Annotated in this window: 22 protein-coding genes and 2 tRNA genes; all 24 read left to right on the plus strand. The window is 46.6% G+C overall.

Annotated features, from left to right (window positions below; translation table 11 throughout):
* Nucleotides 1-63: 63 nt before the first annotated feature.
* The 24 genes from spoVT (at nt 64) to lysS (ending at nt 22,976) form a co-directional block, all read left to right on the plus strand.
* The gene (spoVT, locus tag H2C83_RS02755; RefSeq protein WP_181737540.1) at nt 64-606 is read left to right on the plus strand and encodes a stage V sporulation protein T; all 543 of its coding nucleotides are present in this window, start codon (nt 64-66) and stop codon (nt 604-606) included.
* A gap of 112 nt (nt 607-718) precedes the next feature.
* Nucleotides 719-2,356 (plus strand): putative polysaccharide biosynthesis protein, encoded by a 1,638-nt coding sequence (locus H2C83_RS02760; RefSeq protein ID WP_181737542.1) that lies wholly within the window; start codon nt 719-721, stop codon nt 2,354-2,356.
* A gap of 29 nt (nt 2,357-2,385) precedes the next feature.
* Nucleotides 2,386-3,867, plus strand: a complete 1,482-nt coding sequence (gene yabN, locus H2C83_RS02765; protein WP_181737544.1) for a bifunctional methyltransferase/pyrophosphohydrolase YabN — start codon at nt 2,386-2,388, stop codon at nt 3,865-3,867.
* A gap of 61 nt (nt 3,868-3,928) precedes the next feature.
* Nucleotides 3,929-4,201, plus strand: a complete 273-nt coding sequence (locus H2C83_RS02770; protein ID WP_181737545.1) for an RNA-binding S4 domain-containing protein — start codon at nt 3,929-3,931, stop codon at nt 4,199-4,201.
* 86 nt (nt 4,202-4,287) lie between these two features.
* Complete coding sequence (gene yabP / locus H2C83_RS02775) at nt 4,288-4,575, plus strand: sporulation protein YabP (protein ID WP_181737547.1); 288 nt, start codon at nt 4,288-4,290, stop codon at nt 4,573-4,575.
* The gene (yabQ, locus tag H2C83_RS02780) at nt 4,572-5,135 is read left to right on the plus strand and encodes a spore cortex biosynthesis protein YabQ (RefSeq protein ID WP_181737549.1); all 564 of its coding nucleotides are present in this window, start codon (nt 4,572-4,574) and stop codon (nt 5,133-5,135) included. The genes yabP and yabQ overlap by 4 nt, the downstream gene beginning before the upstream one ends.
* Nucleotides 5,136-5,147: 12 nt before the next feature.
* Entirely contained in the window at nt 5,148-5,540 is a 393-nt protein-coding gene (locus H2C83_RS02785; protein WP_181737551.1) for an FtsB family cell division protein, read from the plus strand.
* An 87-nt stretch (nt 5,541-5,627) separates the two neighbouring features.
* The gene (locus tag H2C83_RS02790) at nt 5,628-6,863 is read left to right on the plus strand and encodes an exo-beta-N-acetylmuramidase NamZ family protein (RefSeq protein ID WP_312853833.1); all 1,236 of its coding nucleotides are present in this window, start codon (nt 5,628-5,630) and stop codon (nt 6,861-6,863) included.
* Between the two features lie 99 nt (nt 6,864-6,962).
* Nucleotides 6,963-7,039: transfer RNA gene (locus H2C83_RS02795), tRNA-Met, on the plus strand.
* 7 nt (nt 7,040-7,046) lie between these two features.
* A tRNA-Met gene (locus H2C83_RS02800) sits at nt 7,047-7,123 on the plus strand.
* A 98-nt stretch (nt 7,124-7,221) separates the two neighbouring features.
* Nucleotides 7,222-7,710, plus strand: coding sequence for a ribonuclease FAU-1 family protein (locus H2C83_RS17585; RefSeq protein ID WP_181737553.1), 489 nt, complete (start codon nt 7,222-7,224; stop codon nt 7,708-7,710).
* Between the two features lie 303 nt (nt 7,711-8,013).
* Entirely contained in the window at nt 8,014-10,485 is a 2,472-nt protein-coding gene (gene spoIIE / locus H2C83_RS02810) for a stage II sporulation protein E (RefSeq protein ID WP_181737555.1), read from the plus strand.
* Between the two features lie 134 nt (nt 10,486-10,619).
* Nucleotides 10,620-12,077, plus strand: coding sequence for a tRNA lysidine(34) synthetase TilS (gene tilS, locus H2C83_RS02815; RefSeq protein WP_220183968.1), 1,458 nt, complete (start codon nt 10,620-10,622; stop codon nt 12,075-12,077).
* Between the two features lie 11 nt (nt 12,078-12,088).
* On the plus strand, nt 12,089-12,628 hold the full coding sequence (hpt, locus tag H2C83_RS02820; protein ID WP_181737559.1) for a hypoxanthine phosphoribosyltransferase: 540 nt from the start codon (nt 12,089-12,091) through the stop codon (nt 12,626-12,628).
* A gap of 74 nt (nt 12,629-12,702) precedes the next feature.
* A complete protein-coding gene (gene ftsH / locus H2C83_RS02825; protein WP_181737561.1) occupies nt 12,703-14,733 on the plus strand; it encodes an ATP-dependent zinc metalloprotease FtsH in 2,031 nt (676 codons plus the stop codon).
* 145 nt (nt 14,734-14,878) lie between these two features.
* Nucleotides 14,879-15,646, plus strand: a complete 768-nt coding sequence (locus H2C83_RS02830; protein WP_181737612.1) for a type III pantothenate kinase — start codon at nt 14,879-14,881, stop codon at nt 15,644-15,646.
* A 65-nt stretch (nt 15,647-15,711) separates the two neighbouring features.
* Nucleotides 15,712-16,578: an Hsp33 family molecular chaperone HslO gene (gene hslO / locus H2C83_RS02835; RefSeq protein WP_181737614.1), complete on the plus strand. Its 867-nt coding sequence runs from the start codon at nt 15,712-15,714 to the stop codon at nt 16,576-16,578.
* A gap of 74 nt (nt 16,579-16,652) precedes the next feature.
* Nucleotides 16,653-17,576: a cysteine synthase A gene (gene cysK, locus H2C83_RS02840; RefSeq protein ID WP_181737563.1), complete on the plus strand. Its 924-nt coding sequence runs from the start codon at nt 16,653-16,655 to the stop codon at nt 17,574-17,576.
* 272 nt (nt 17,577-17,848) lie between these two features.
* Nucleotides 17,849-18,424, plus strand: coding sequence for an anthranilate synthase component II (locus H2C83_RS02845; protein WP_181737565.1), 576 nt, complete (start codon nt 17,849-17,851; stop codon nt 18,422-18,424).
* Nucleotides 18,425-18,705: 281 nt separating this feature from the next.
* Entirely contained in the window at nt 18,706-19,548 is an 843-nt protein-coding gene (folP, locus tag H2C83_RS02850) for a dihydropteroate synthase (RefSeq protein ID WP_181737616.1), read from the plus strand.
* Nucleotides 19,548-19,913 carry a dihydroneopterin aldolase gene (folB, locus tag H2C83_RS02855; RefSeq protein ID WP_181737566.1) on the plus strand — a complete coding sequence of 122 codons (366 nt, stop codon included), beginning with the start codon at nt 19,548-19,550 and terminating at the stop codon, nt 19,911-19,913. The genes folP and folB overlap by 1 nt, the downstream gene beginning before the upstream one ends.
* Nucleotides 19,903-20,427, plus strand: coding sequence for a 2-amino-4-hydroxy-6-hydroxymethyldihydropteridine diphosphokinase (gene folK / locus H2C83_RS02860; protein ID WP_181737568.1), 525 nt, complete (start codon nt 19,903-19,905; stop codon nt 20,425-20,427). Before folB ends, folK begins: the two co-directional genes overlap by 11 nt.
* 19 nt (nt 20,428-20,446) lie before the next feature.
* Nucleotides 20,447-21,460 carry a tRNA dihydrouridine synthase DusB gene (dusB, locus tag H2C83_RS02865; protein WP_181737570.1) on the plus strand — a complete coding sequence of 338 codons (1,014 nt, stop codon included), beginning with the start codon at nt 20,447-20,449 and terminating at the stop codon, nt 21,458-21,460.
* Between the two features lie 22 nt (nt 21,461-21,482).
* Nucleotides 21,483-22,976: a lysine--tRNA ligase gene (gene lysS, locus H2C83_RS02870; RefSeq protein ID WP_181737573.1), complete on the plus strand. Its 1,494-nt coding sequence runs from the start codon at nt 21,483-21,485 to the stop codon at nt 22,974-22,976.
* The last annotated feature ends 100 nt before the right edge of the window (nt 22,977-23,076 follow it).

Here is a 23,076-nt window from a genome sequence, read left to right on the forward strand (position 1 = left end):
GTCGATAAAGAAATTTCAACCAGCAATTATAAAAATATATGAAGAAAGAGAGGAAATTATTTTATGAAAGCAACCGGCATCGTTCGTCGGATAGACGATCTTGGACGTGTGGTAATTCCCAAAGAAATTCGGCGGACATTGCGTATTCGAGAAGGAGATCCTCTGGAGATTTTTGTGGATCGTGAAGGGGAAGTTATTCTGAAAAAATATTCTCCCATCGGGGAGTTAGGGGATTTTGCCCAGGAATATGCAGAAGCACTATATGAAAATATGTTATATCCTACACTGATTTGTGACCGGGACAGTGTGATTGCTGTAGCCGGCATATCCAAAAAAGAATATATGGAAAAGTCGATCGGGGATCTTGTCGAATCATGCATGGACGGGCGGCGATCAATTTTGGAGACCATGCCGGGAACGGTTGAGATCTTCAGGGGAATGCAGGAAGTGTACCAGTCGTATATCATCGTTCCCATCAATGCAGGCGGTGATCCGATCGGGGCGGTTATTGTACTGAACAAGAAAGAGGGAGAAAAGCTGGGAGAACTGGAAATGAAACTGGCAAGTACCGCAGCTTCTTTCCTGGGGAAACAGATGGAGAATTAACGATATTTTTGTCCGGCAGGTGAATATACCTGCTTTTTCTTTGCCAACTTTCCACACTCTTGTATAATGAAAAGCAATTGCAGTGTTGTGTGGAGAGGGGATTTTCTGGAAAATGATAGAAGAGAGCCGGCGGTCTTTCATTCGCGGTGCGGTCATCCTGGGCGGGGCCGCCTTATTTACGAAAATACTGAGTGCCGTTTACAAGGTACCTTACCAAAATATTACCGGAGACGAGGGGATGTATGTTTATCAACAGGTATATCCTCTGTACAGTGTTTTGCTGCTTCTGGCTACAGCCGGTTTCCCTGCCGCAATCTCCAAAATGGTGTCTGAAAAATGGTCCAGCGGCCAATTTGAAGGGGTGCGGCAGATTTTTCGCATCTCGGCCATTTCTTTGTTTTTCCTGGGTTTGGTCTTCTTTTTGCTGCTCTTTTTCGGAGCGGGACAATTGGCTGAATGGATGGGAAACCGGGAATTACTGACATTACCGATCCAAACTGTGTCGTTTGCTCTTTTGGTAGTTCCGTTTCTTGCTGTGATGCGGGGATTTTTCCAGGGACAGCAAAACATGGTCCCTACCGCAGCTTCGCAGATGGTTGAGCAGGTGATCCGGGTTGCAACCATCCTGATTCTTGCCTGGTACTTTATGGATGCCGGCCTGGGATTTGTATCTGCTGGCGCCGGCGCTGTATTTGGGGCTACGACCGGAGCTATCGGTGCATTATTTGTGTTACTGTATTATTGGCGCAAAAATCAGTTGATCCACAGAAACCAGTTCAATGCTACGGGAACAACCGGTCTTGAACCTCCGCAAAAAGTAATGGAAACGGTATTTCGCCTGTCGTTGCCTATTTGCATAGGTTCCCTCATTCTCCCCCTGTTTTCCCTGGTGGATTCCTTTACTGTAGCCAATTTTCTGGTCGATTTGGGATGGGAGATGGAACGGGCGATTCGCCTGAAAGGAGTTTTTGACCGGGGGCAGCCTTTAATTCAGGTAGCCACATTTTTTGCAACAGCCATTGCCCTGTCGATCGTTCCCGCGATTTCCGAAGCCAGAGCCAAACGCCAGGAAAAAGAGGTAGAGGATCAGTCCCGCCTTGCCCTGCAACTGACATGGGGGTTGGGACTCCCGGCATCGGTGGGGCTTGCGGTCATTGCTGAACCCACCAACGTGATGCTGTTTGAAGATGCGAACGGTTCTGATACGTTAGCCATCCTGTCTTTCACCGGCGTTTTTTCCTCATTGGCCATGGTAACGGCAGGAATTTTGCAGGGATTGGGAAAAGTTTATTTGCCGGCAATTTATTTGTTGATCGGTGTTGTATTAAAAACAGGTCTGAATGCTCTGTTGATTCCCGTCTGGGATATTCGGGGAGCGGCGGCGGCCACAGTGGTTGCTTTTGCCTTTACAGCCTTGTTGCAGTTCATTAAGTTAAGGCAGCTTTTCCGTTGGAAAACATGGTTTCACAGGAAAATGCTGTTAAGCAGCTGGGCGGTAGTCTGGATGGGGTTTGCCGTTTATGGCGTGTCATATGGAGTCCAGCGGTTGATGCTGCCAGTGTTGGAATTCAGGCTGGCCATGATGATTACTGCCCTGTCATCCGTTCTGGTTGGGATGATTGTCTACCTGTGGGCTTTGTTCAGATTTGGGGCATGGAGTCGCGCAGATTTGGAAAAAGTGCCGAAATTGCAAAGAAAACTTGTCCCTTTGCTGGACAAGTGGGGATGGTTGCCTGACAGCCGGGAATAAAGAGACCAATCTGGTTAAGGAGGAGAAAGATGGAAGCAAAAATTATCGTTGTCGGTTTGGGGTTTGGTGATGAAAATTCCCTTTCTTTGGGAACCTTGCAGACGTTAAGGAAAGCAGATGCCGTATTTTTAAGGACGATCAAGACACCAGTGGCGGATTGGCTGGCGAAAGAAGGGATTTCCTTTACCTCATTTGATGATGTTTATGAAGCGGCAGATGATTTTGCTTCGGTTTATCAGGAAATTGTCCGGCGTTTACTGGAAGCCGCCAAAGGGGATTCCCCGGTGGTTTATGCTGTTCCCGGCCATCCGATGGTTGCCGAACGCACCGTTTCGCTTCTTTTGGAAAAAGAAGCCGAATATAAGGTTGAGGTGGATGTCCGGGGCGGAAGCGGCAGCTTTTTGGATGCCTTTTTTGCCCGCCTGCAAATCGATCCCATTGAGGGGTTTCAGCTGGTAGACGGGACCGGTTTTTCCTCCTCCAGCATAGATCCAAGGAACCATGTGCTGGTCGCACAGGTTTACAGCCGGTTTGTGGCATCAGAAGTCAAATTGACACTGATGGATCTCTATCCGGATGATCATATGGTAAAGATTGCGACTGCTTGCGGGATTGAAGGTCGGGAACAAATCATGACCGTTTCGCTTCATGAACTGGACCACGAGGAGAATTTCAGCGATCTTACTTCTGTCTATGTTCCTCCGCTGAAAAAAGATACAGATTTTTATTCCCGGTTTGACTATCTGGTAGAGGTAATCCGTTTGTTACGCAGCCCCGAGGGTTGCCCGTGGGATCGGAAACAGACACATGAAAGCCTGCGCCCTTACCTGATTGAGGAAGCGTATGAGTTTTTGCAGGCAATTGAAGAAAAGGATCCTGAGGCGATGGCGGATGAATTGGGAGATGTATTGCTTCAGGTGATGTTACATTCCCAGATTGCCAGTGAAGAAGGAATTTTTGATATTCATGATGTAATACGCCATCTGAACGACAAAATGATTCGTCGCCATCCGCATGTGTTCGGGACAGCGGAAGCCGGGACAGCGGAAGATGTGAAACAAAACTGGGACATGATCAAGGCTCGGGAAAAGAAAGAGGAAGCCGTGTCCATTCTTGATGGAATCCCCCAAAATTTTCCGGCCCTGATGCTGGCGTACGAACAGCAGAAAAAGGCGGCCAAGGTGGGATTTGACTGGGAGGATCACAAAGGGGTTCTGGCAAAGGTCCGGGAGGAACTGAAAGAAATCGGTAATGCCAAAACGCAGGAAGAAAAGGAAGAGGAGCTGGGGGATATATTGTTTGCCCTGGTCAATTTTGCCCGTTTTATCGGGGTTCAGCCGGAACTGGCCCTGAGGGATGCGTGTTACAAATTTGAACGTCGTTTTCGTTATATTGAAAGTAAAGTGAAGATGTCCCGGAAAAACTGGGAAGATTTTTCTCTTGCGGATCTGGATGCGTGGTGGGATGAAGCCAAGCGTCTGGAGAAGGGAAATAAAAAATCAGGTTTATAAAGAGTCAATGGCAGGGATTTTTTTGTTGCCCAAGAATTGTTAAAAGACAGAAGGTGTCATCATGCGCTTGGATAAATTTTTAAAAGTATCCTTTTTGGTGAAAAGACGGACATTGGCCAAGGAAGTGTGTGACCAGGGACGGGTTACAATCAATGGCAAAACGGCAAAAGCGGGGACAACCGTGTCTGTCGGTGATGAGATTGCAATTCGTTACGGACAAAAAATTGTGACGGTACGTGTGGAAAAGCTGCTGAATTCCGTTCGCAAAGAGGACGCAGGGCAACTGTATACCCTTTTGCGTGAAGAAGCGGCAAACCGGGAACAGGAAGTATAGGTGGTTCTGCGTTTTATCTGCTGTGAAAAGCAGTTCTATGAAAGAGACTTTGTCCATATCATGTACCAAGAGAGGAGGTACGTGATATGGAAGAAACATTTGGTGGTCACCCGCACGAAATTGTGATGACAAACCGCAACACATTGGAAGTCAGCGGTGTAACCCGGGTCGAGAGTTTTGACAGTGAAGAGTTTTTGCTTCAAACGGATTATGGATACCTGGGGATCAGGGGGCAGGACTTGCATATAAAAACACTGGATCTGGATCAGGGGCGGGTTTCCATAGAAGGCCACATTGCGGATATGAGCTATTTGGATGTATCCATGCCTGCGCAGGAGAAGGCTAAAAGTGTCTGGAGCAGGATCTTCAAGTGACGTTGCAGGCACAATGGCTTACGATGGCTTTGATGTTTGGGTCCGGATTTTTTATCGGGCTCATTCTCGATTTTTACCGGGTTTTGACGGCACGTTTCCGACTGCGTGGCTGGCTGGTCTCCCTCATTGACCTGCTTTACTGGATTGTTTCGGCTGCCCTGGTGTGTGGATTGTTGTTTTGGAGTAATTGGGGAGAACTTCGTTTTTATTTTTTCGTTGCCGTATGTGCGGGCTTTTTCATCTATTTTAAGTGGGCAAGCCGTCACGTGATTTACGGAATTCGTATGCTGTTAAATTTTGTGGAACGCATCCTGTCTTTCCTTTTTCGACTGCTTTATCTATGTTGTTGGGTGCCCGTCAATGCTGTCTGGGCGGTAAGCAAACGGATTATTCTTTTCTTCTGGAAGGGAATTCATGCCGTTGTCAGATTGATGTTGTCTCCGCTTGTTTTTCTGTTTCGCCCGGTTATTGTGCGAGTCCATCCCTGGTGGAAGCCTTGGTTCCAAAAAGGAAAAGTGATAAGCCAAAAGGTGAAAGCATGGTGGAATAAGAAGAGATAAGGGTGGATAAACATGCCTTTTCAACATGGCAAAGATAAAATCCTTACATTTCAGCGCCCGCTCAATCCGGATAGACAGCAAAAGCCACAGTCCTCACCAAAACCGGTTCGTCCTTTGCATCCGGCGGTCCGGAGGCGCCGGATGATCTGGTTGGTCATCGTGGTTGTATTTATCTGCTGGGCAGTAATACAAAGTTTTATCCAGCAATTGCGTGTGTGGGAACAGGAAAAGGAATTGGCTGCCAAACAGGAGCAGTTGGCGCAACTCCAGTTGAAACAGAAGGAACTGAAGCAGGAAGTCCAAAAATTGAAGTCAGAAGATTATATGTTGGAACTGGCTCATAAAATGGGTTACGGCAAACCGGGAGAAGAAATCTATTCCTTAGAGAAGAAGGAAAGCGAGTAATAAAAACCGCCCTCTTGTTCTGAAAGGGGAACAAGAGGCTTTTTATGTCGCGGCAGGGAATACCCTGAAAGCAGGGAGGTTTTCCATGTGAAAAAATGGGCAGTGGGTATTTTCCCGGTTATAGGGATGGTTTTGGCTGGAGTTCTGTTTTTCTGTTTTAGTGACAAAAATGATAAAACGGTTGTAACCGGCCTGGAACAGGTTTTGGCTGATCCAGAAAAGTTACAGGGCAAGCGTGTGGGGCTTATTACAAATCCGACCGGCATTGCGTCTGATTACCGGCATGGACTTGATGCGCTGCTGGCCAGGGGAATCCGGGTTACAAAAGTATTCGGTCCGGAACATGGAATACGCGGAACGGAACAGGCCGGAGAAAAGCCCGGTTCCATGGTCGATCCCAAAACAAAGATCGGGTTTGAGGATTTGTACGGAAAAACGCCCGAAGAAATCGTTCCCCTTTTCAGAGAAGTTGATGTGCTTGTTTTTGATCTGCAGGATATCGGAACCCGATATTATACATATATTTATACAATGGCAAACGCGATGGAAGCAGCAGGCATTTCTCACAAACCGTTTTACGTCCTGGATCGTCCGAATCCGATTGGAGGCAAGCGTGTAGAGGGGCCGGTACTGAAAAAAGGGTATGAATCCTCTGTCGGGCGGTTTCCGATTCCTCTCAGGCATGGCATGACGGTTGGAGAATTGGCGCTCCTGTTTAATGACCAGATAAAAAACAAGGCAGACCTGCATGTAGTCAGGATGAAAGGGTGGACGCGCGACAAGACTTATGAGGAAACGGGGTTGCCATGGATAATGCCTTCTCCCAATATACCCACTCTGTTAACGGCCTGTGCCTATCCTGGCCTGGGATTGATTGAAGGAACCAATTTGTCGGAAGGCAGAGGAACAACCCGTCCATTTGAATTGATCGGGGCGCCTTATATCCGGGGGTGGGAATTGGCCGCTGCTTTAAATCAGGAAGGCTTGCCTGGTGTTTTTTTTCGGGAAGCATATTTTACCCCTGTTTTTTCAAAATATGAGGGAGAAACAGTTGGCGGCGTACAGTTGCATATTACCGACTGTGACCGGTTCGATCCCGTATTGACAGGAATTGCCATCATCGAGAAAACGGGAAAGTTGTACCCCGGCAAGTTTGCCTGGGTGAAATCCGGGGAACGATATTGGATAGACCTTTTGGCGGGGACGGATCAATTACGGTTACTCATTGGCGAGGGGAAATCCGCCAAAGAGATTGTTCGTCAGTGGAATGATGAATTGAATAAATTTAAGGAGATCCGGAAAAGATACCTTCTCTACAAATGACGGTTAATCCCGGATATAAAAAATAAATTTGGTGTTGACAACTGCGCTGCTGCTTTGTATAATAGAGTCTGTTCGCGACGCTGAACGAATGGAAAATGACGCGGGGTGGAGCAGTCAGGTAGCTCGTCGGGCTCATAACCCGAAGGTCGCAGGTTCAAATCCTGTCCCCGCAACCAAAAATGTGGCGGCGTAGCTCAGCAGGCTAGAGCGTACGGTTCATACCCGTGAGGTCGGGGGTTCGAGGCCCTCCGCCGCTACCAAAAGTGTAAGGAGAAGGCGAGCTGACCCGATTGGGTAGACATCGCCTTTTTTTTGTGTTATTTTTAGCTGCTTGTGATGAGCATATGGGAGTGATTGTGTGAATGTTGTCATTAAGAAAATAAAGTTTACCACCGTAAATAAAACCTATACGGAAAAAGTGCGCGATTGGCGCGGGCGCCATTGCTTTTCCACACAGTATGCCAATCCCGATGGCAAGCGGATCTTCCTCACTTATTATTTTGTGCGCAAGGGGTATACCATTTCCAAGGTGTTTGGACGCTCCGGGGAATTCCTCTATTATTATTGCGATGTGATGCAAATGCATCAAGTGGGACGCTTGCGCTACGTAATGGTAGACCTGCTGTTGGATCTGATCATTGACCCGGAAGACCATTATCACCTGATTGACGTTGATGAATTTGCCGATTCCATTGAACGCGGACAGCTGAAACGAAAACAGCAGGTACACGCGCTCAGAACGCTGGACCAAATGATTCGGCTGCATAGGAATCACAAGCTCATTCCCTCGTTTATTCGCAAGGCAAGCATGTATCCTTTGACGGATTCCCCAACCCGGCACCACTAGAGGATGATTTCGACAAGGTTGCGGACAGCATGGCAAGTTGTTGGAAGTTTTGTCGCTCCCATGTCCGGCTTGAGAGATAACGACAAAGAATGACGAGATCTGAGTGAACTCCTGGAGGAAACCGGGGGTTCATTTGTTTGCATTTCTCCGGATAATATTTGTGAGCGGATCAGAAAGCAGCAGGGGAAGAGATGACTTGAAAAAATGTCGTAAAAAAATTTTGTCTCTCCAGATATTGTGACAAACTTTCCGGTTGTTTCCTCGCTATAATGGGTGGCACAATCTGATCGCGAGGTGAGAAACATGCAAACAGGAACGCATTTTCGAAATTACCTGTTTCGTCCGGTGGGCAACTGGTTTGGTTTGCAGAAAAGCAGGCAAAAGCGGATCATTTACCGTTTGGCAAGGATGTGGAATATCCCGATCATCCTGATGGGGGGACTGTTGGGGAGAGCAACGATCCTTGATACCGTCTCACCATTTGCGATTGCGTATCTAGCGGTGATCTATCATATGGCCAGAAAGCAGTGGCCGGTCGTCATGTTATCCCTGATTATAGGAGCTGCAACAATTGGCAGCTTTGAAATGGCCAAAATGACAGGAAGTCTTGGGATCTACCTCATTATTCAAAAAGGCTTTGATGTCGTGGGAAAAGGACAAATCAGTTTTTCCCCTTTTGCAGTAGGGATCAGCAGTATCGTGGCCCACCTGGCCGGGTGGTGGTGGGGAGACTGGAATTCATACCAGGTGCTGCTGGCAGGGGTTGAAGTGCTGCTCAGCTTTATCCTGACGTTTATTTTTGTGCAATCCCTGCCCATCTTTACCGTAAAGAAAAAACGGATCTCCCTGCGCCAGGAAGAACTCGTCTGTCTCGTTATATTGATGGGTTCGGTCATGACTGGAACAATGGGATGGGAAGCGGGAGAATTAACCATTGTTAACATCATATCGCGGTATGCGATTTTGATATTGGCACTGGTCGGCGGAGGCATGATGGGATCTTCAATGGGCGTGGTTACGGGTATTATTTTGAGTTTGTCTGACACGCAGGCCATTCTGCAAATCAGTTTGCTGGCATTTGCCGGATTGTTGGCCGGTCTGTTCAAAGAAGGGAAAAAGATTGGTGTTTCGATCGGATTTCTGCTGGGTTCTGCAATTCTCACATTGTATGATGGCGGAACTTCAGCCATGTGGCTGTCAATGCAGGAATCGGCAGTGGCGATTGTCCTGTTTCTTCTGACGCCGGATCGACTGTTTCAGTCATTGGCCCGCTATGTCCCCGGTACATTGGAAAATCATATGGCTCATCAGGAATATATCAAACGGCTCAGGGATGTTACAGCATCCAAAATGGAGAAATTCACCGAATTGTTCCAGGAACTGGCGCTGAGCTTCCGGAAAGATGTGACGAAGTACAAAAAAGAGGATGAGGATCAGGCCCAATTCTTTATCTCGGAAGTTATGGATCAAGCTTGTTCTGGATGCGGCAAGTTTGCGCAATGCTGGGAGCAAAAGGTGGTAAAAACATATCAGGGCATGATGAACCTGATGGCCCAGGTTGAGGAAAATGGAATACAGAAGCCGGCTCCGATTCCGGAGGCATGGCAGAGTTACTGTATGCGGAGTGAAAAAGTGCTGGCTTCGATTCAACGGCAGTATGCCCGATATGAGCAAAACATCTACTGGAAAGAAAAAATGTATGAGTCCAGGCGTCTGGTATCAGACCAGCTTGCCGGTATGGCGGAAGTCATGTCCAGGCTGACCAGGGAGATTCGACATGAAACACAGGTCCTGACAGCTCACGAAGAGCAAATCCATGAAGCGCTGGAGGAACTTGGCCTTTCCATTCAACGTGTTGATATTATTAACCTGGAAGAGGGCAAGGTGGAAATTGAAGTGATTATGCCTGAACGCAGGGGACTGGATGAGTGTAAAAAACTGGTTGCTCCACTGCTTACGGAGATTTTGGGAGAACCCATTGCAGTTTATCGGAAAGTTGTCAGGGACGGGTCGCCTGGTGCGGTGATTACCCTGGGATCAGCACAACGTTATGAGATGAAAACCGGTGCTTCTTTTGCTGCAAAAGGTGGAGGCATTATTTCCGGAGACAGTTATTGCTACATGAATTTGGGGACGGGAAAATACGCAGTGGCACTGTCTGACGGGATGGGGAACGGACAGCGGGCACAGGAAGAAAGCAGTGCGGCATTGAAACTGTTGCGCCGTCTCCTGCTAGCCGGGATGAATGAAGAGCGGGCTGTGGATACGGTCAACTCCATATTAAGTTTGCGTTCAGCGGATGAAATGTTCGCGACGATTGATCTGGCAATGGTCGATTTAAATTCAGCGAAAGGGCGATTCATGAAAATCGGTTCGACCCCGGGTTTCATCAAGCGGGGCAAAAAAGTGCTTACCCTGTCTGCTTCAAACCCTCCGATCGGCATCCTGAACAATATCGAATTTGAACCGATCGAGATGCAACTGCAGCCTGGGGACATGATTATTCTGATGACAGACGGTGTTTATGACGCCCCGCATCATGCAGTAAATAAAGACGCGTTTATGATCCGTCTGATCAGGGAAATAGATACCAAGGATCCCCAGGGGTTTGCCGACTGTCTGCTGGAGAAAATGGTTCGGTATCATGAAGGGCGGATTATGGATGATATGACGATTGTCGTATCTAAAGTTGAAAAGCATGCTCCTGAGTGGTCCACGATTCGTATGCCGGGAGTAAAAAAACTGGTACGTCCGCAGGCAATCAGGAATGTCTGAGTCTTGTGCGGGCAATTCCGATATGTGTTATAAAATTGCCTCCCTCCATAAAAAAGGATATGATGGAGGAGGGTAGAATAATTAATAAACCCGGGGGGCATCCCGGGCCTTTCTTTTATAAGGGGAAGATGATATTGTTCCTGGAACGGCTTCAAAAAGAAATTGAGTCGAGAGGATTGATCAAACAGAATGATCACATATTGGTTGGAGTTTCCGGCGGTCCGGATTCCATGGCTCTGCTCTATTCCCTGAAACAGTTGGAGCAGGTTCTTGGTTTTCGGGCTTTTGCAGTTCATGTCAATCACCATTTGCGGGACGAAGAAAGTGATGAAGATGAGAAATATGTAACCCTTTGTGCGCAAAACTGGGGAATTTCCATCGATGTGGTTCATGTGGATGTGCCGGGTGAATTGAAACGGCAGGGGGGGAACAAACAGGCGCTTGCCCGCCGTTTGCGTTATCAGGCGTTTAAACAGGTGGCGGATAAGAGAAAAGTCAACCGATTGGCATTGGCACATCACGCCGACGACCAAATGGAAACGGTCATGATGCGCCTGATCCGCGGAACCGGCATAAAAGGGCTTGCCGGTATGGAATGGGTGAGAAGATGGGAGAATTATGTGTTAATCCGTCCGTTTCTTGAATTTACCAAAGAAGAAATCATCGCTTTTTGTAAAGAAAACAGCATCATGTACCGTGAAGACTCCAGCAACCGGTCGTCCGTCTATACACGGAATCGTATTCGTCAGGAATTGATTCCTTTATTAAAGACGTTTAATCCCCGGGTTGAAGAAGCGATCCTGAAGTTATCTGAATTGATCCGCGAAGAAGAAAAAGAATGGGAACACCTGGTAAACCAGGCGTTTAACCAGGTTGTTGCAGGCAAAACTGAAAACAGTTACGTTCTCGACCTTTCAAGCTTTCTTCACCTGTCGGTTGCTTTACAAAGAAGAGTGGTTAAACTAATATTAAGTTATCTTTGCCATCAAGAAGTAACGGAACTTTCTCTTGACAAGGTAGATCAAGTTCGGAATCTGGCCAAAAACCAAAATCCGTCCGCGATGATCCATCTGTTTAAAGAGATTGTGGCTGAACGGGTGTATGGCAAGCTGATTATCAAAAAAATGTCTTTAACGCCAGATGATGCTGAATTAAAGCATGAAATGCAGAAATTTATTTGGTTACCCCGTTTCGGGACAGCTTCATTGCCGGGATTCTTGGGTACAATGGAAATAATAGAGTCTGACCAACCCATACATAGACTAAGGAATGCCTGTGACAAGGCCGTTTTTGACCTGGATCTCCTCAAGGACCCGCTTTATGTCCGTGTACGGCAACCTGGAGATAAAATGCGCTGTTCAGGTATGAGCGGAAGAAAAAAAGTAAAAAGCTTAATGATGGAAGCAAAAATTCCCAGAAAGCTGAGAGCAAGATATCCGATTGTGGGATCCGGAGATGAATTGATCTGGATTCCCGGAGTGAAAAGGTCAGACAGGGCACCCGTTACATCAAAGACTTCACGTTTTCTTTACTTGTTATGGGATCTTGAGGTTCCGTCAGAAATAATTGATGGGATCAATTGTGGAGGTTAGGAGGATTCATTGTGTATGAAGATATTGCAGAAACACTGCTTACAAAAGAGCAAATTCAGAAAAAGGTACAGGAACTGGGGAGGATTGTATCCGAGGAGTATAAAGGCTTAAACCCGCTATGCATCTGTGTGTTAAAAGGTGCTGTCCCGTTTATGGCAGACTTGATCAGGGAAATGACAATCCCGATTGAAGTGGATTTTATGGCTGTTTCAAGCTATGGTAATTCTACCACATCTTCCGGCGTTGTAAGAATTATGAAAGATTTGGAGACATCGATCGAAGGACGTCATGTCCTGATTGTCGAAGATATTATTGATTCCGGCTTGACGCTCAGCTACCTGGTTGAATTGCTGAAAGGAAGGAAAGCGGCATCGGTGAAAATCATTACCATGCTGGATAAACCGGAACGCCGTAAAGTAGACCTGAGGCCTGATTATAGTGGTTTTACGATTCCTGATGCTTTTGTCGTCGGTTATGGCTTGGACTATGCGGAGAAATATCGAAACCTCCCATACATAGGCATTCTTAAGAAAGAGGTTTACACACGCTAGATCCTTTGGATTTTGTTGAGAATTATTTGCTTGCTATGATAAAATGATACAAGTGGATTGAGAGGAGGCCAGGGATGAAAAACTACTTCCTCAGAAATGGAGTATTATATATTATCCTCATCCTTGTAACCATCGCGGTTGTAAATATGTTTGCCAACCCGGCAACAGATACAAACCAGTTAAGTTATGATCAGTACAGAAAACAATTGATGGCCAATCAACTGACGGACATCAAAGTGCAATTGGATGGGGGTACTTATTATATCGAGGGTAAGTTTAAAAACCAGCCCAATAAATCTTTTGTAACACGCGGACCAGCTGACTATGGTTCAACGGTTCTGACTGATTTGCAAAAGGCAAATGTAAAGGTTACTTATGAAAAGCCTAAAGGTGACTCGATCTGGATCACCTTATTTACTTACATCATACCTTTTGTTGTCATTCTTTTCCTTTTCTTCTTCCTGTTGAATCAAGCGCAAGGCGGCGGAAGCCGTGTCATGAACTTTGGCAAAAGCAAAGCCAAGTTGTATAACGAAGAAAAAAGGCGGGTTACTTTTGATGATGTGGCAGGTGCAGATGAGGAAAAAGCTGAACTTGTTGAAATAGTTGATTTCCTGAAAGATAACCGGCGTTATGCGCAGATGGGGGCGCGGATTCCGAAAGGGGTGCTTTTGGTCGGCCCTCCGGGAACCGGGAAAACACTTTTGGCAAGGGCTGTTGCAGGAGAAGCGAAAGTTCCCTTCTTTTCCATCAGCGGTTCCGACTTTGTGGAAATGTTTGTTGGTGTTGGGGCGTCCCGTGTTCGTGATTTGTTTGAACAGGCAAAGAAAAATGCACCATGTATAATCTTTATTGATGAGATTGATGCAGTTGGACGTCAGCGCGGTGCCGGTCTTGGCGGTGGTCACGATGAACGTGAACAAACACTGAACCAGTTGCTTGTGGAAATGGACGGTTTCGATGTCAATGCCGGAATTATCATAATGGCTGCGACAAACAGACCGGATATTCTTGACCCTGCCCTGTTGCGTCCCGGCCGCTTTGACCGTCAGATTCTCGTGAATCGGCCCGATGTCAAAGGACGGGAAGCGGTATTAAAAGTTCATGCACGCAACAAACCGCTTGCAGATGATGTGAAATTGAAAGTCATTGCCCAGCGGACGACCGGATTCTCCGGGGCGGATCTGGAAAATCTGTTAAACGAAGCTGCACTTCTTGCTGCAAGATATAATAAGAAGAAGATCTCGATGGAAGAAATCGATGAAGCAGTTGATCGTGTGATTGCAGGTCCCCAGAAGAAAAGCCGGGTCTTTAGCCAGAAGGAACGCAAAATTGTCGCCTACCATGAATCCGGGCATGTGCTTTGCGGATATTATCTGGCTAATGCCGATATTGTCCATAAAGTTACCATTATTCCACGTGGTCAGGCTGGCGGCTATGCAATGATGCTGCCAAAAGAAGACCGGTATCTTGCAACGAAAAACGAATTGCTGGACCGGGTAACCGGACTGCTTGGAGGACGCGTTGCCGAAGAGATTGTTTTTGGTGAAGTAAGTACGGGTGCCAGCAACGACTTTGAAAAAGCGACCGGAATTGTCCGTTCCATGATTACCGAATATGGCATGAGCGAACGGCTGGCTACTATGACATTTGGACGTTCTCAGGGACAGGTGTTCCTGGGACGTGATCTTGGACATGAGTCCAATTACAGTGACAAAGTGGCTTATGAGATTGATTCCGAAATGCAGGATTTGGTTCGTTCCTGCTACAATCGGGCGAAAAACCTGCTCCTGGAACATCGCGACAAACTGGAACTGCTGGCTCAAACTTTGCTGGACCGGGAAACTCTGGATGAGGAACAGATTAAGCAGCTTATTGAGAATGGGAAAATAGAAGATAAAGATCAAGTCAAAGTAAACATCCAATCCAAGGAAGATGTTTCCACCAATACAAAAGAGTCTGAAAAACAGGATGACACTTCCCGGACTCAATCTGACGTACTTCCCAATAGTTCCGGCAACGGGTTAAACAAGGAGGAATCCGGTTCCGCCATAAATCCTTTCATTGACAACGATCCGGTAAATCACGACCAAGATAAAAAATAAACCACTGTTAAAAAAGAGGCGGGTGACGCCTCTTTTTTCAGGAGTTCAATAAAATAAAGATGAAAGGATCATGTAAAAGGAATTGACTGTTGTATAATGGAAAACATAAACATGGTTGAAGCAGGTGGAGAACTTGGGCAGAAAACTGTTATTAGTTATGGATGTTGGAAACACGAATATTGTGTTGGGGGTATATCATCAGCAAAAACTCCTGTACCACTGGCGTTTGCATACAGACCGCAATGCGACTGAAGATGAGTATGGCATGCAGTTGAAAAATTTGTTGTCAGATAAAAATGTAAGAACGGGAGAAATTGAGGGAGTGATTCTGTCATCGGTTGTCCCGCCGCTTACCTTTGCTTTGCGTAAAATGGTTGAAAAATATTTCCATCGGACTCCGCTCGTCCTGGGGCCTGGAGTAAAAACCGGTCTGAATATAAAATACGATAATCCGCGGGAGGTGGGGGCAGACCGGATTGCCAACGCTGTTGCCGGCATTAAGATATATGGTCCTCCGCTGGTGATTGTTGATTTTGGAACCGCAACTACTTTCTGTTATATCGATGAGGACGGCAACTATCTTGGCGGAGCCATAGCCCCCGGAATCAACATTTCGGCGGAAGCCTTGTACCAGCGGGCGGCAAAACTGACAAGAGTGGAAATTGCAAGGCCGGATTCAGTGGTTGGAAAAAATACGATTCAATCGATGCAAGCCGGAATATACTATGGTTATGTGGGAGTTATTGATGAAATCGTTTCCCGCATGGAAAAACTGTTTGTCCAACGTCCCAAGGTGATTGCTACAGGAGGGTTAGCTCCATTAATCAGTGGTGATACGAAAACAATTGATGAAGTCAATCCTTTTTTAACTCTTGAAGGGCTGAAATTGATTTACGAACGAAATGTAAAATAAATAGGATAAAAAAGGGGCTTCTTGCGACAAGGGGTTCCTTTTTTAATAGGAGGGAATTGGTGAATATGGAGGATTATGCAATTCGGGCAATTTCGGCAGATGGCCAAGTGCGTGGCTTTGCTGCACTTACCACCAGTCTGGTTCAGGAATTGCAACGTCGCCATCATACTTTCCCCGTAGTGAGTGCCGCGCTGGGAAGGGTGGCGACCATGGGAGCAATAATGGGGCTTACCTTGAAAGAGGAAAGGCATAAAGTGCTTATTCGCATTGAAGGGGATGGGCCAATCGGAAAGATTATGGTGGATGCAGATGGTCAGGGGCATGTGCGCGGATTTGTAGATAACCCGCAGGTAGAGGGCAATCAGGATTATAAACTGGATGTGGCTTCAGCTGTAGGCAAAGGGATGCTTTATGTAGTAAAAGACCTTGGTTTAAAAGAACCATACCGCGGTGTCTCACCCATAATTTCGGGAGAACTTGGGGAAGATTTCACCTATTATTTTACGACATCGGAACAAACGCCTTCTTCTGTCGGGTTGGGTGTATTGGTAAAAGGAGCAGACATTCTTGCGGCAGGTGGATATATGATTCAGGTTATACCCGGGATTACGGACGAAAAGATCCAACGTCTGGAACGGCAAATTACCAAACTGGATTCGATATCGGAGCGGTTAAAAAACGGGAAAACTCTCGAAGAAATGCTGTGCTTTTTAATCGGGGAGGATATGGAAATCCTGGACAAAATCCCGGTTCGATTTCAATGCAATTGTTCCCGGGAACGATCCAGGGCGATGCTGCGGTCACTTGGCAAAGAGGAATTGCTATCCATTTTGGATGAACTGGGACAAGCGGAGGTCACCTGCCACTTTTGCAATGAAACATATTTGTTTGATGAAGACCAAATAAAAAGTATTTTAAAAGAAATTGTTTGACAATTACCATTCATTGTTGATATTATGTAATCAATAAATCCTATAAGTTTACTCGGAATAGGAGGCTTTTACAAATGCGGGTTGGTAACAATATTCTTGAACTGATTGGTGAAACACCTCTCGTAAAGTTGAACAGGATTGTTGGAAAATCGGATGCCGATGTTTATTTGAAACTGGAATATTTTAATCCGGGTGGCAGTGTCAAGGACAGGATTGCTCTTAGCATGATTGAAGGGGCCGAAAAACGGGGAGAACTGAAACCGGGTTCCACAATCCTGGAACCAACCAGTGGAAATACAGGAATAGGGTTGGCGATGGTTGCAGCCGCAAAAGGGTATCGGGCCATATTGGTGATGCCGGATACGATGAGTTTGGAGCGGAGAAACCTGTTGAAAGCCTATGGGGCAGAACTTGTACTTACACCGGGTGCGGAAGGGATGAAAGGCGCAATTAACAAAGCGGAGGAAATCAAGAAACAGAATCCGGATTATTTTGTCCCGCAGCAATTTGAAAATCCTGATAACGTAAAAGCGCATCTTGAAACAACGGCCAGGGAAATCGTCGAACAAACCGGTGGAGAACTGGATGCGTTTGTTGCGGGTATCGGTACAGGTGGTACGATTACAGGGGTAGGCAGAGTATTGAAGGAAAACAATCGTGATGTTCATATTGTCGCTGTTGAACCGTCCAGTTCTCCGGTTTTATCTGGTGGAAAACCGGGACCGCACAAAATCCAGGGGATCGGTGCAGGATTTGTACCTGGCATTCTCGATACGGAAATATATGATGAAATTCTTAAAATCGGCAATGAAGAAGCGTTTGAGTGGGCACGTCGCGCGGCGCGGGAGGAAGGCATCCTTGTCGGAATTTCCTCTGGAGCAACCATCGCGGCTGCAATCAAAATTGCCCGCCGCCTGGGTGAAGGCAAAAAAGTGCTCGCGATCGTGGCAAGCAGTGGAGAACGTTATTTGACCACGCCCCTGTTTCAGTTCGATTAAATTCAAGCAAATTCCGGAGCCAGAGAGCAGGTTGTAATCGACGAGGATGGAAAAAACTGATTACAAAGGCAAGTTCCTTATGCGATCAGAGGCGAAAAAAGTCCCGAAAATTGTTTTTCAGTATATAATTTTTCTGTACTTAAGCTATCCTTTTAAACAAGGATAGCTTTTTTTGGCATGATCAATGATGGGGATGAAGATTCAATGCCCATGTGTTAAAATAATGTGATTAGAAGAGCTTAGTTTGATGAGAATGAGAGGAGATGAGACGAGTGATCCTGGTCGTAGATAATTACGATTCTTTTACTTACAACTTGGTGCAGTATTTGGGTGAACTAGGTGAAGAGATCGAAGTCGTACGCAACGATACAATTACCGTCGATGAAATAAATGAGAGAAAACCAGAGAAGATTGTTTTATCTCCCGGTCCTGGAACTCCTGACCAAGCCGGGATTTGTCTGGATTTAATCAAATCGTTGAGCGGGCAAGTTCCCATCTTGGGGGTCTGCTTGGGACATCAGGCGATTGCACAGGCATTTGGAGGAAAAGTGATTCAGGCGAACCGGCTCATGCATGGAAAAACCTCCCGGGTAAGCCATGACGGACGCAGCATTTTTCAGGGAATTCCCTCACCCATTACGGTGGCCCGTTATCATTCCCTGATTGTCAGTAGTCGTCACTTAAGCAATGAATTGGAGATCAGTGCCGAAACCGATCAGGGAGAGATTATGGCAATTCGCCATCGTTATCTCCCGATTGAAGGGGTACAATTTCATCCGGAATCGATATTGAGCGAATATGGGCGGCAAATTCTCGCCAATTTTATTCAGGTAAAGACAACTGTGTAATCATTCTGGATGGCATCTTCCGGGCCATTCCACCAAAGTATCAGACCCAGAATAACCAATTAAACAGTCACTCGGCAGAGAGGATCTGACGTTTTCCTTCTGCATAACGATGGAGACTGACTCAAGATGGCTTGCTGGCAAAAAATTGTCAGCAAACTTTTTTGTTATAGATCAAAAATCAGCGCCGTCCTGTTGATCAGAACAGAATAAATGTCCCTAACTGTTTCAAATGAAAGATGTCACCTCAAACATCCATGAATTGAGCGAGAGGAGCAACGATGATGAATCAGTCAGTAATTAAAGCAGGGTCTTACACTCTTTCCTTTGATAAACATACTTTGGTGATGGGAATTCTTAACGTTACTCCCGATTCCTTTTCTGATGGCGGTAAGTACAATCAGGTAGAACGGGCGGTTGCACATGCCAAAAAACTGGTACGTGATGGCGCTGAAATTATCGACATTGGCGGGGAATCCACACGCCCCCAGGCGAAATATGTATCTGCTGAAGAGGAATTGGCGCGTCTGATTCCGGTGATTGAAATTTTGCACCAAGAGTTGGATGTTCCAATTTCTGTTGATACGTATAAAGCGGAAGTGGCACTTCGGTCGATTCGGGCGGGAGCGCATATCATCAATGATGTATGGGGAGCGACTAAAGACCCTGACATGGCCAGGATTGCGGCTGAACTGGATGTGCCAATCATTTTGATGCATAACCGGCAAGAAGCCAGGTATGATTCATTGATGGATGATATTTGCAAGGACTTGCTGGCAATGGTTCGCAATGTCAGACAGGCCGGCGTAAAAGAGGAAAACATCATACTGGATCCTGGAATCGGATTTGCAAAAAATTTTGAGGAAAACCTGACGGTCATGCACCATCTGGAACGGATTGTGGAGTTGGGTTACCCTGTACTGTTGGGAACATCGAGGAAATCAATGATTGGTCATGCCCTGAACCTGCCGACAGATGATCGTCTGGAGGGAACCGCAGCAACTGTAGCGCTTGGGATTGCCAAAGGTTGTCAGATTGTCCGTGTTCATGATGTAAAAGAGATGAGCCGGGTTTGCCGTATGATGGATGCCATGCTTTACGGTGTCCAGCCCAAGGAGGAAGACTAATGGATAAAATTTTTATGAATCGCCTGTCATTCTATGCGTACCATGGGACATTCCCTGAGGAGAACCGTTTGGGCCAGCGCTTTTATGTCGATCTGGAATTGATCCTGGATTTGAGGCAGGCCGGAACAACAGATGATTTGGAAAAAACCGTGGATTACACAAAAGTGTATGAAAGGGTCCGGCAAGAAATGACCGAAACCCGGGTAAAACTGATCGAGAGGCTTGCTGAACAGATCGCCCGGCGTTTATTGGCCGATTTTCCGATTGCGGAAGTAATGGTGCGAATCACCAAACCCAATCCGCCTATTCCTGGTCACTTTGAGTCCGTCGGTGTGGAAATCGTGAGGAAAAGGCATGAATCGTAAAGTAACGGCTTATCTTGGATTGGGGGCCAATCTGGGGGATCGGAAAAAGCAACTGGACCAGGCCATTGAACGGTTAAACCACACCAGGGGAATCCGTGTGAAGCAAAGATCCTCTTTATATGAAACGGCTCCGGTCGGGTATGTGGACCAACCGCCTTTTTACAACCAGGTTATCAAAATACAAACCACCTTCATGCCTGAAGAGCTGTTGGAAAATTTGCTGCTGATTGAACGGGAGTTGCATCGGGTTCGTCAATTTCGCTGGGGACCCCGAACGATTGATATTGATTTGCTGATCTATGAAGATTATATTATTCAGCAAGAAAATTTGACTGTTCCGCATCCGCGGATGACAGAGCGGGCGTTTGTACTGGTTCCCCTGTTGGAAATTGCCGGGGATCTGCTGATTCCGGGAACAGATAAAAAAATTTCCGAGTGGATCGCGGAACTTCCTGGGCGTCAGGATGTGCGCAAACTGGAAGCAACCGAATTTCAATATAAAACCAACTGTTGAAAGGAGGGTTAGACAAAAGATGCTTCAAATCGGTGATGTGGCTTTGAAGAACCGTGTTATTCTTGCTCCCATGGCCGGTATCAGCAATGCAGCGTTTCGTTTGATTGCCAAGGAATTTGGAGTTGGACTGGTCTGTGCCGAGATGGTCAGTGACAAGGCGATTTTGCACGGCAATAAGCGGACGAGGGAAATGTTATATGTTGATGAACGGGAAAAGCCGTTAAGCTTGCAGATTTTTGGTGGCGACAAAAGTTCATTGGCGGAAGCAGCCAAAGTTGTCGACAAACAGACAAATGCTGATATTATAGATATCAATATGGGTTGTCCCGTCCCCAAGGTAACCAGATGTGATGCTGGAGCTCGCTGGTTGCTCCATCCGGAAAAGATCGAAGAAATGGTTGCCGCTGTTGTAGATGCGGTGGAAAAACCGGTCACCGTAAAAATGCGAATCGGTTGGGATGAAGAACATATTTATGTCGTTGAAAATGCCAGGGCCGTGGAACGGGCTGGCGGAAAGGCTGTGGTTGTGCATGGCCGTACGCGGCAACAGATGTATACCGGAAAAGCCGATTGGAAATGGATTGGGAAAGTGAAAGAGTCGGTCGGGATTCCGGTCATTGGCAACGGAGACATCTTTTCACCGGAAGACGCGAAGAGGATGCTTGATCTTACCGGTTGCGACGGTGTCATGATTGGGCGCGGGGCCTTAGGCAATCCATGGATGTTATATCGTACCGTTCAATATCTGGAGACCGGTGAACTTCCTCCAGAACCGGACATTCGTGAGAAAATGGATATTGCGATTTTGCATATGGATCGGCTCATGAAGCTGCGTGGAGAAAAGGTCGCTGTTCGCGAAATGCGCAAACATGCAACATGGTATTTGAAAGGCCTGCCAGGCGCCAGCCGGATCAAGAACCTGGTTAACCAGCAGGAAACGAGGGATGGCATGGTTCATCTCCTGTTGGAGGTGGCTGAAACGGTGGAAGCGAAACTTTCCAGTCAAGACACCAATAAACCAAAATCTGCATGAAATGTACGAAGGAGTGCTGAACATGAGTCATGAAGAACATAGTAACCTGTTTCAAATCAGGCGGGAAAAACTTTCAATCTTAAAGGACAAAGGGATTAACCCATTTGGACAAAAATATGAACGTACCCGTCTTGCGGGGGAAATTCATGAACAGTATGATTCCCTGACAAAAGAGGAATTGCAGGAAAAAAACGCCAAGGTTTTGATCGCCGGTCGTTTAATGTCCAAACGGAAACAGGGAAAAGCCTCTTTTGCCCATCTTCAGGATATGAGTGGACGTATCCAGATTTACGTACGGAAGGACCGGGTGGGGGAAGAACAGTATGATCTGTTTACCGCTGCCGATTTGGGAGATTTCCTGGGCGTAGAAGGAGAAGTATTTAGGACCAACCGGGGGGAAATCAGTGTCAAGGCGGATCAGGTAACATTCTTGAGCAAATCGCTTCGTCCGCTTCCGGAAAAATATCATGGGCTGAAAGATGTGGAACTCAGGTATCGCAAACGGTATCTGGATCTCATCATGAACCCCGAGGTAAAGGAGACCTTTATCACACGCAGCAGAATTATAGCCTCCATGCGCCGTTATCTGGATCAGCGCGGTTACCTGGAAGTGGAAACCCCAACCATGCACGCAATTGCCGGCGGTGGTGCAGCACGTCCGTTCATCACCCATCACAATGCGTTGGACATGGATTTATACCTGCGGATTGCGCTGGAACTCCATTTAAAACGGTTAATTGTAGGCGGAATTGAAAAGGTTTATGAAATTGGGCGCGTTTACCGGAATGAAGGAATTTCAACCCGGCATAATCCAGAGTTTACCATGATGGAATTGTATGAGGCATACGCCGATTTTCATGACATCATGGACTTGACGGAAAATCTGATCGCCCATGTTGCCAAAGAGGTGTTGGGAACAACCAAAATTATGTATCAGGAGCATGAAGTGGATCTTTCACCAGGCTGGGCCCGCAAATCGATGACAGAACTGATTGAGGAAGAAACGGGGATTGATTTTACCCGACCAATGACGGATGAAGAAGCATGCCAACTGGCGAAAGAGCATAAGGTAGAAATTAATGAGTTTATGACGTTTGGCCATATTGTAAATGAATTTTTTGAGCAAAAAGTGGAAGACAAATTGATTCAGCCGACCTTTGTCTATGGCCATCCCGTGGAAATTTCCCCGCTGGCGAAGAAAAACGAAAAAGATCCAAGGTTTGCTGACCGGTTTGAGCTGTTTATTGTTGGACGGGAACACGCCAATGCCTTCTCTGAATTGAATGATCCCATTGACCAGCGCCAACGTTTTGAAGCGCAACAGAAAGAAAGAGCGGCCGGAAACGATGAAGCACATCCGATGGATGAGGATTTTCTGGAAGCGCTGGAATATGGAATGCCACCAACCGGCGGACTCGGAATTGGCGTGGACCGGTTGGTGATGCTTTTGACCAACAGCCCATCGATCCGCGATGTGCTCCTGTTCCCCCACATGCGTGGACAGCAGGAACAATAGATATCAGGCAAGATCGCTTCTAATTCAACCTGAGGGTTAGAAGCGATTTGTTTTTTATACACAGGTTATTCATAGAATACGGCTGAATTGTGGATAACTT

This window comes from Thermoactinomyces mirandus (assembly GCF_013868055.1).
Lineage (GTDB): Bacteria > Bacillota > Bacilli > Thermoactinomycetales > Thermoactinomycetaceae > Thermoactinomyces > Thermoactinomyces mirandus.

Excerpts from the sequence above, each read along its gene's own strand:
- lysS (WP_181737573.1), top strand. The coding sequence starts at position 21,483 with ATGAGTCATGAAGAACATAGTAACCTGTTTCAAATCAGGCGGGAAAAA.
- yabP (WP_181737547.1), top strand. The coding sequence starts at position 4,288 with ATGGAAGAAACATTTGGTGGTCACCCGCACGAAATTGTGATGACAAAC.
- cysK (WP_181737563.1), top strand. The coding sequence starts at position 16,653 with ATGCGGGTTGGTAACAATATTCTTGAACTGATTGGTGAAACACCTCTC.
- H2C83_RS02785 (WP_181737551.1), top strand. The coding sequence starts at position 5,148 with ATGCCTTTTCAACATGGCAAAGATAAAATCCTTACATTTCAGCGCCCG.
- H2C83_RS02760 (WP_181737542.1), top strand. The coding sequence starts at position 719 with ATGATAGAAGAGAGCCGGCGGTCTTTCATTCGCGGTGCGGTCATCCTG.
- folB (WP_181737566.1), top strand. The coding sequence starts at position 19,548 with ATGGATAAAATTTTTATGAATCGCCTGTCATTCTATGCGTACCATGGG.
- dusB (WP_181737570.1), top strand. The coding sequence starts at position 20,447 with ATGCTTCAAATCGGTGATGTGGCTTTGAAGAACCGTGTTATTCTTGCT.
- H2C83_RS02770 (WP_181737545.1), top strand. The coding sequence starts at position 3,929 with ATGCGCTTGGATAAATTTTTAAAAGTATCCTTTTTGGTGAAAAGACGG.
- spoIIE (WP_181737555.1), top strand. The coding sequence starts at position 8,014 with ATGCAAACAGGAACGCATTTTCGAAATTACCTGTTTCGTCCGGTGGGC.
- folP (WP_181737616.1), top strand. The coding sequence starts at position 18,706 with ATGAATCAGTCAGTAATTAAAGCAGGGTCTTACACTCTTTCCTTTGAT.
- yabN (WP_181737544.1), top strand. The coding sequence starts at position 2,386 with ATGGAAGCAAAAATTATCGTTGTCGGTTTGGGGTTTGGTGATGAAAAT.
- spoVT (WP_181737540.1), top strand. The coding sequence starts at position 64 with ATGAAAGCAACCGGCATCGTTCGTCGGATAGACGATCTTGGACGTGTG.
- folK (WP_181737568.1), top strand. The coding sequence starts at position 19,903 with ATGAATCGTAAAGTAACGGCTTATCTTGGATTGGGGGCCAATCTGGGG.
- ftsH (WP_181737561.1), top strand. The coding sequence starts at position 12,703 with ATGAAAAACTACTTCCTCAGAAATGGAGTATTATATATTATCCTCATC.
- hslO (WP_181737614.1), top strand. The coding sequence starts at position 15,712 with ATGGAGGATTATGCAATTCGGGCAATTTCGGCAGATGGCCAAGTGCGT.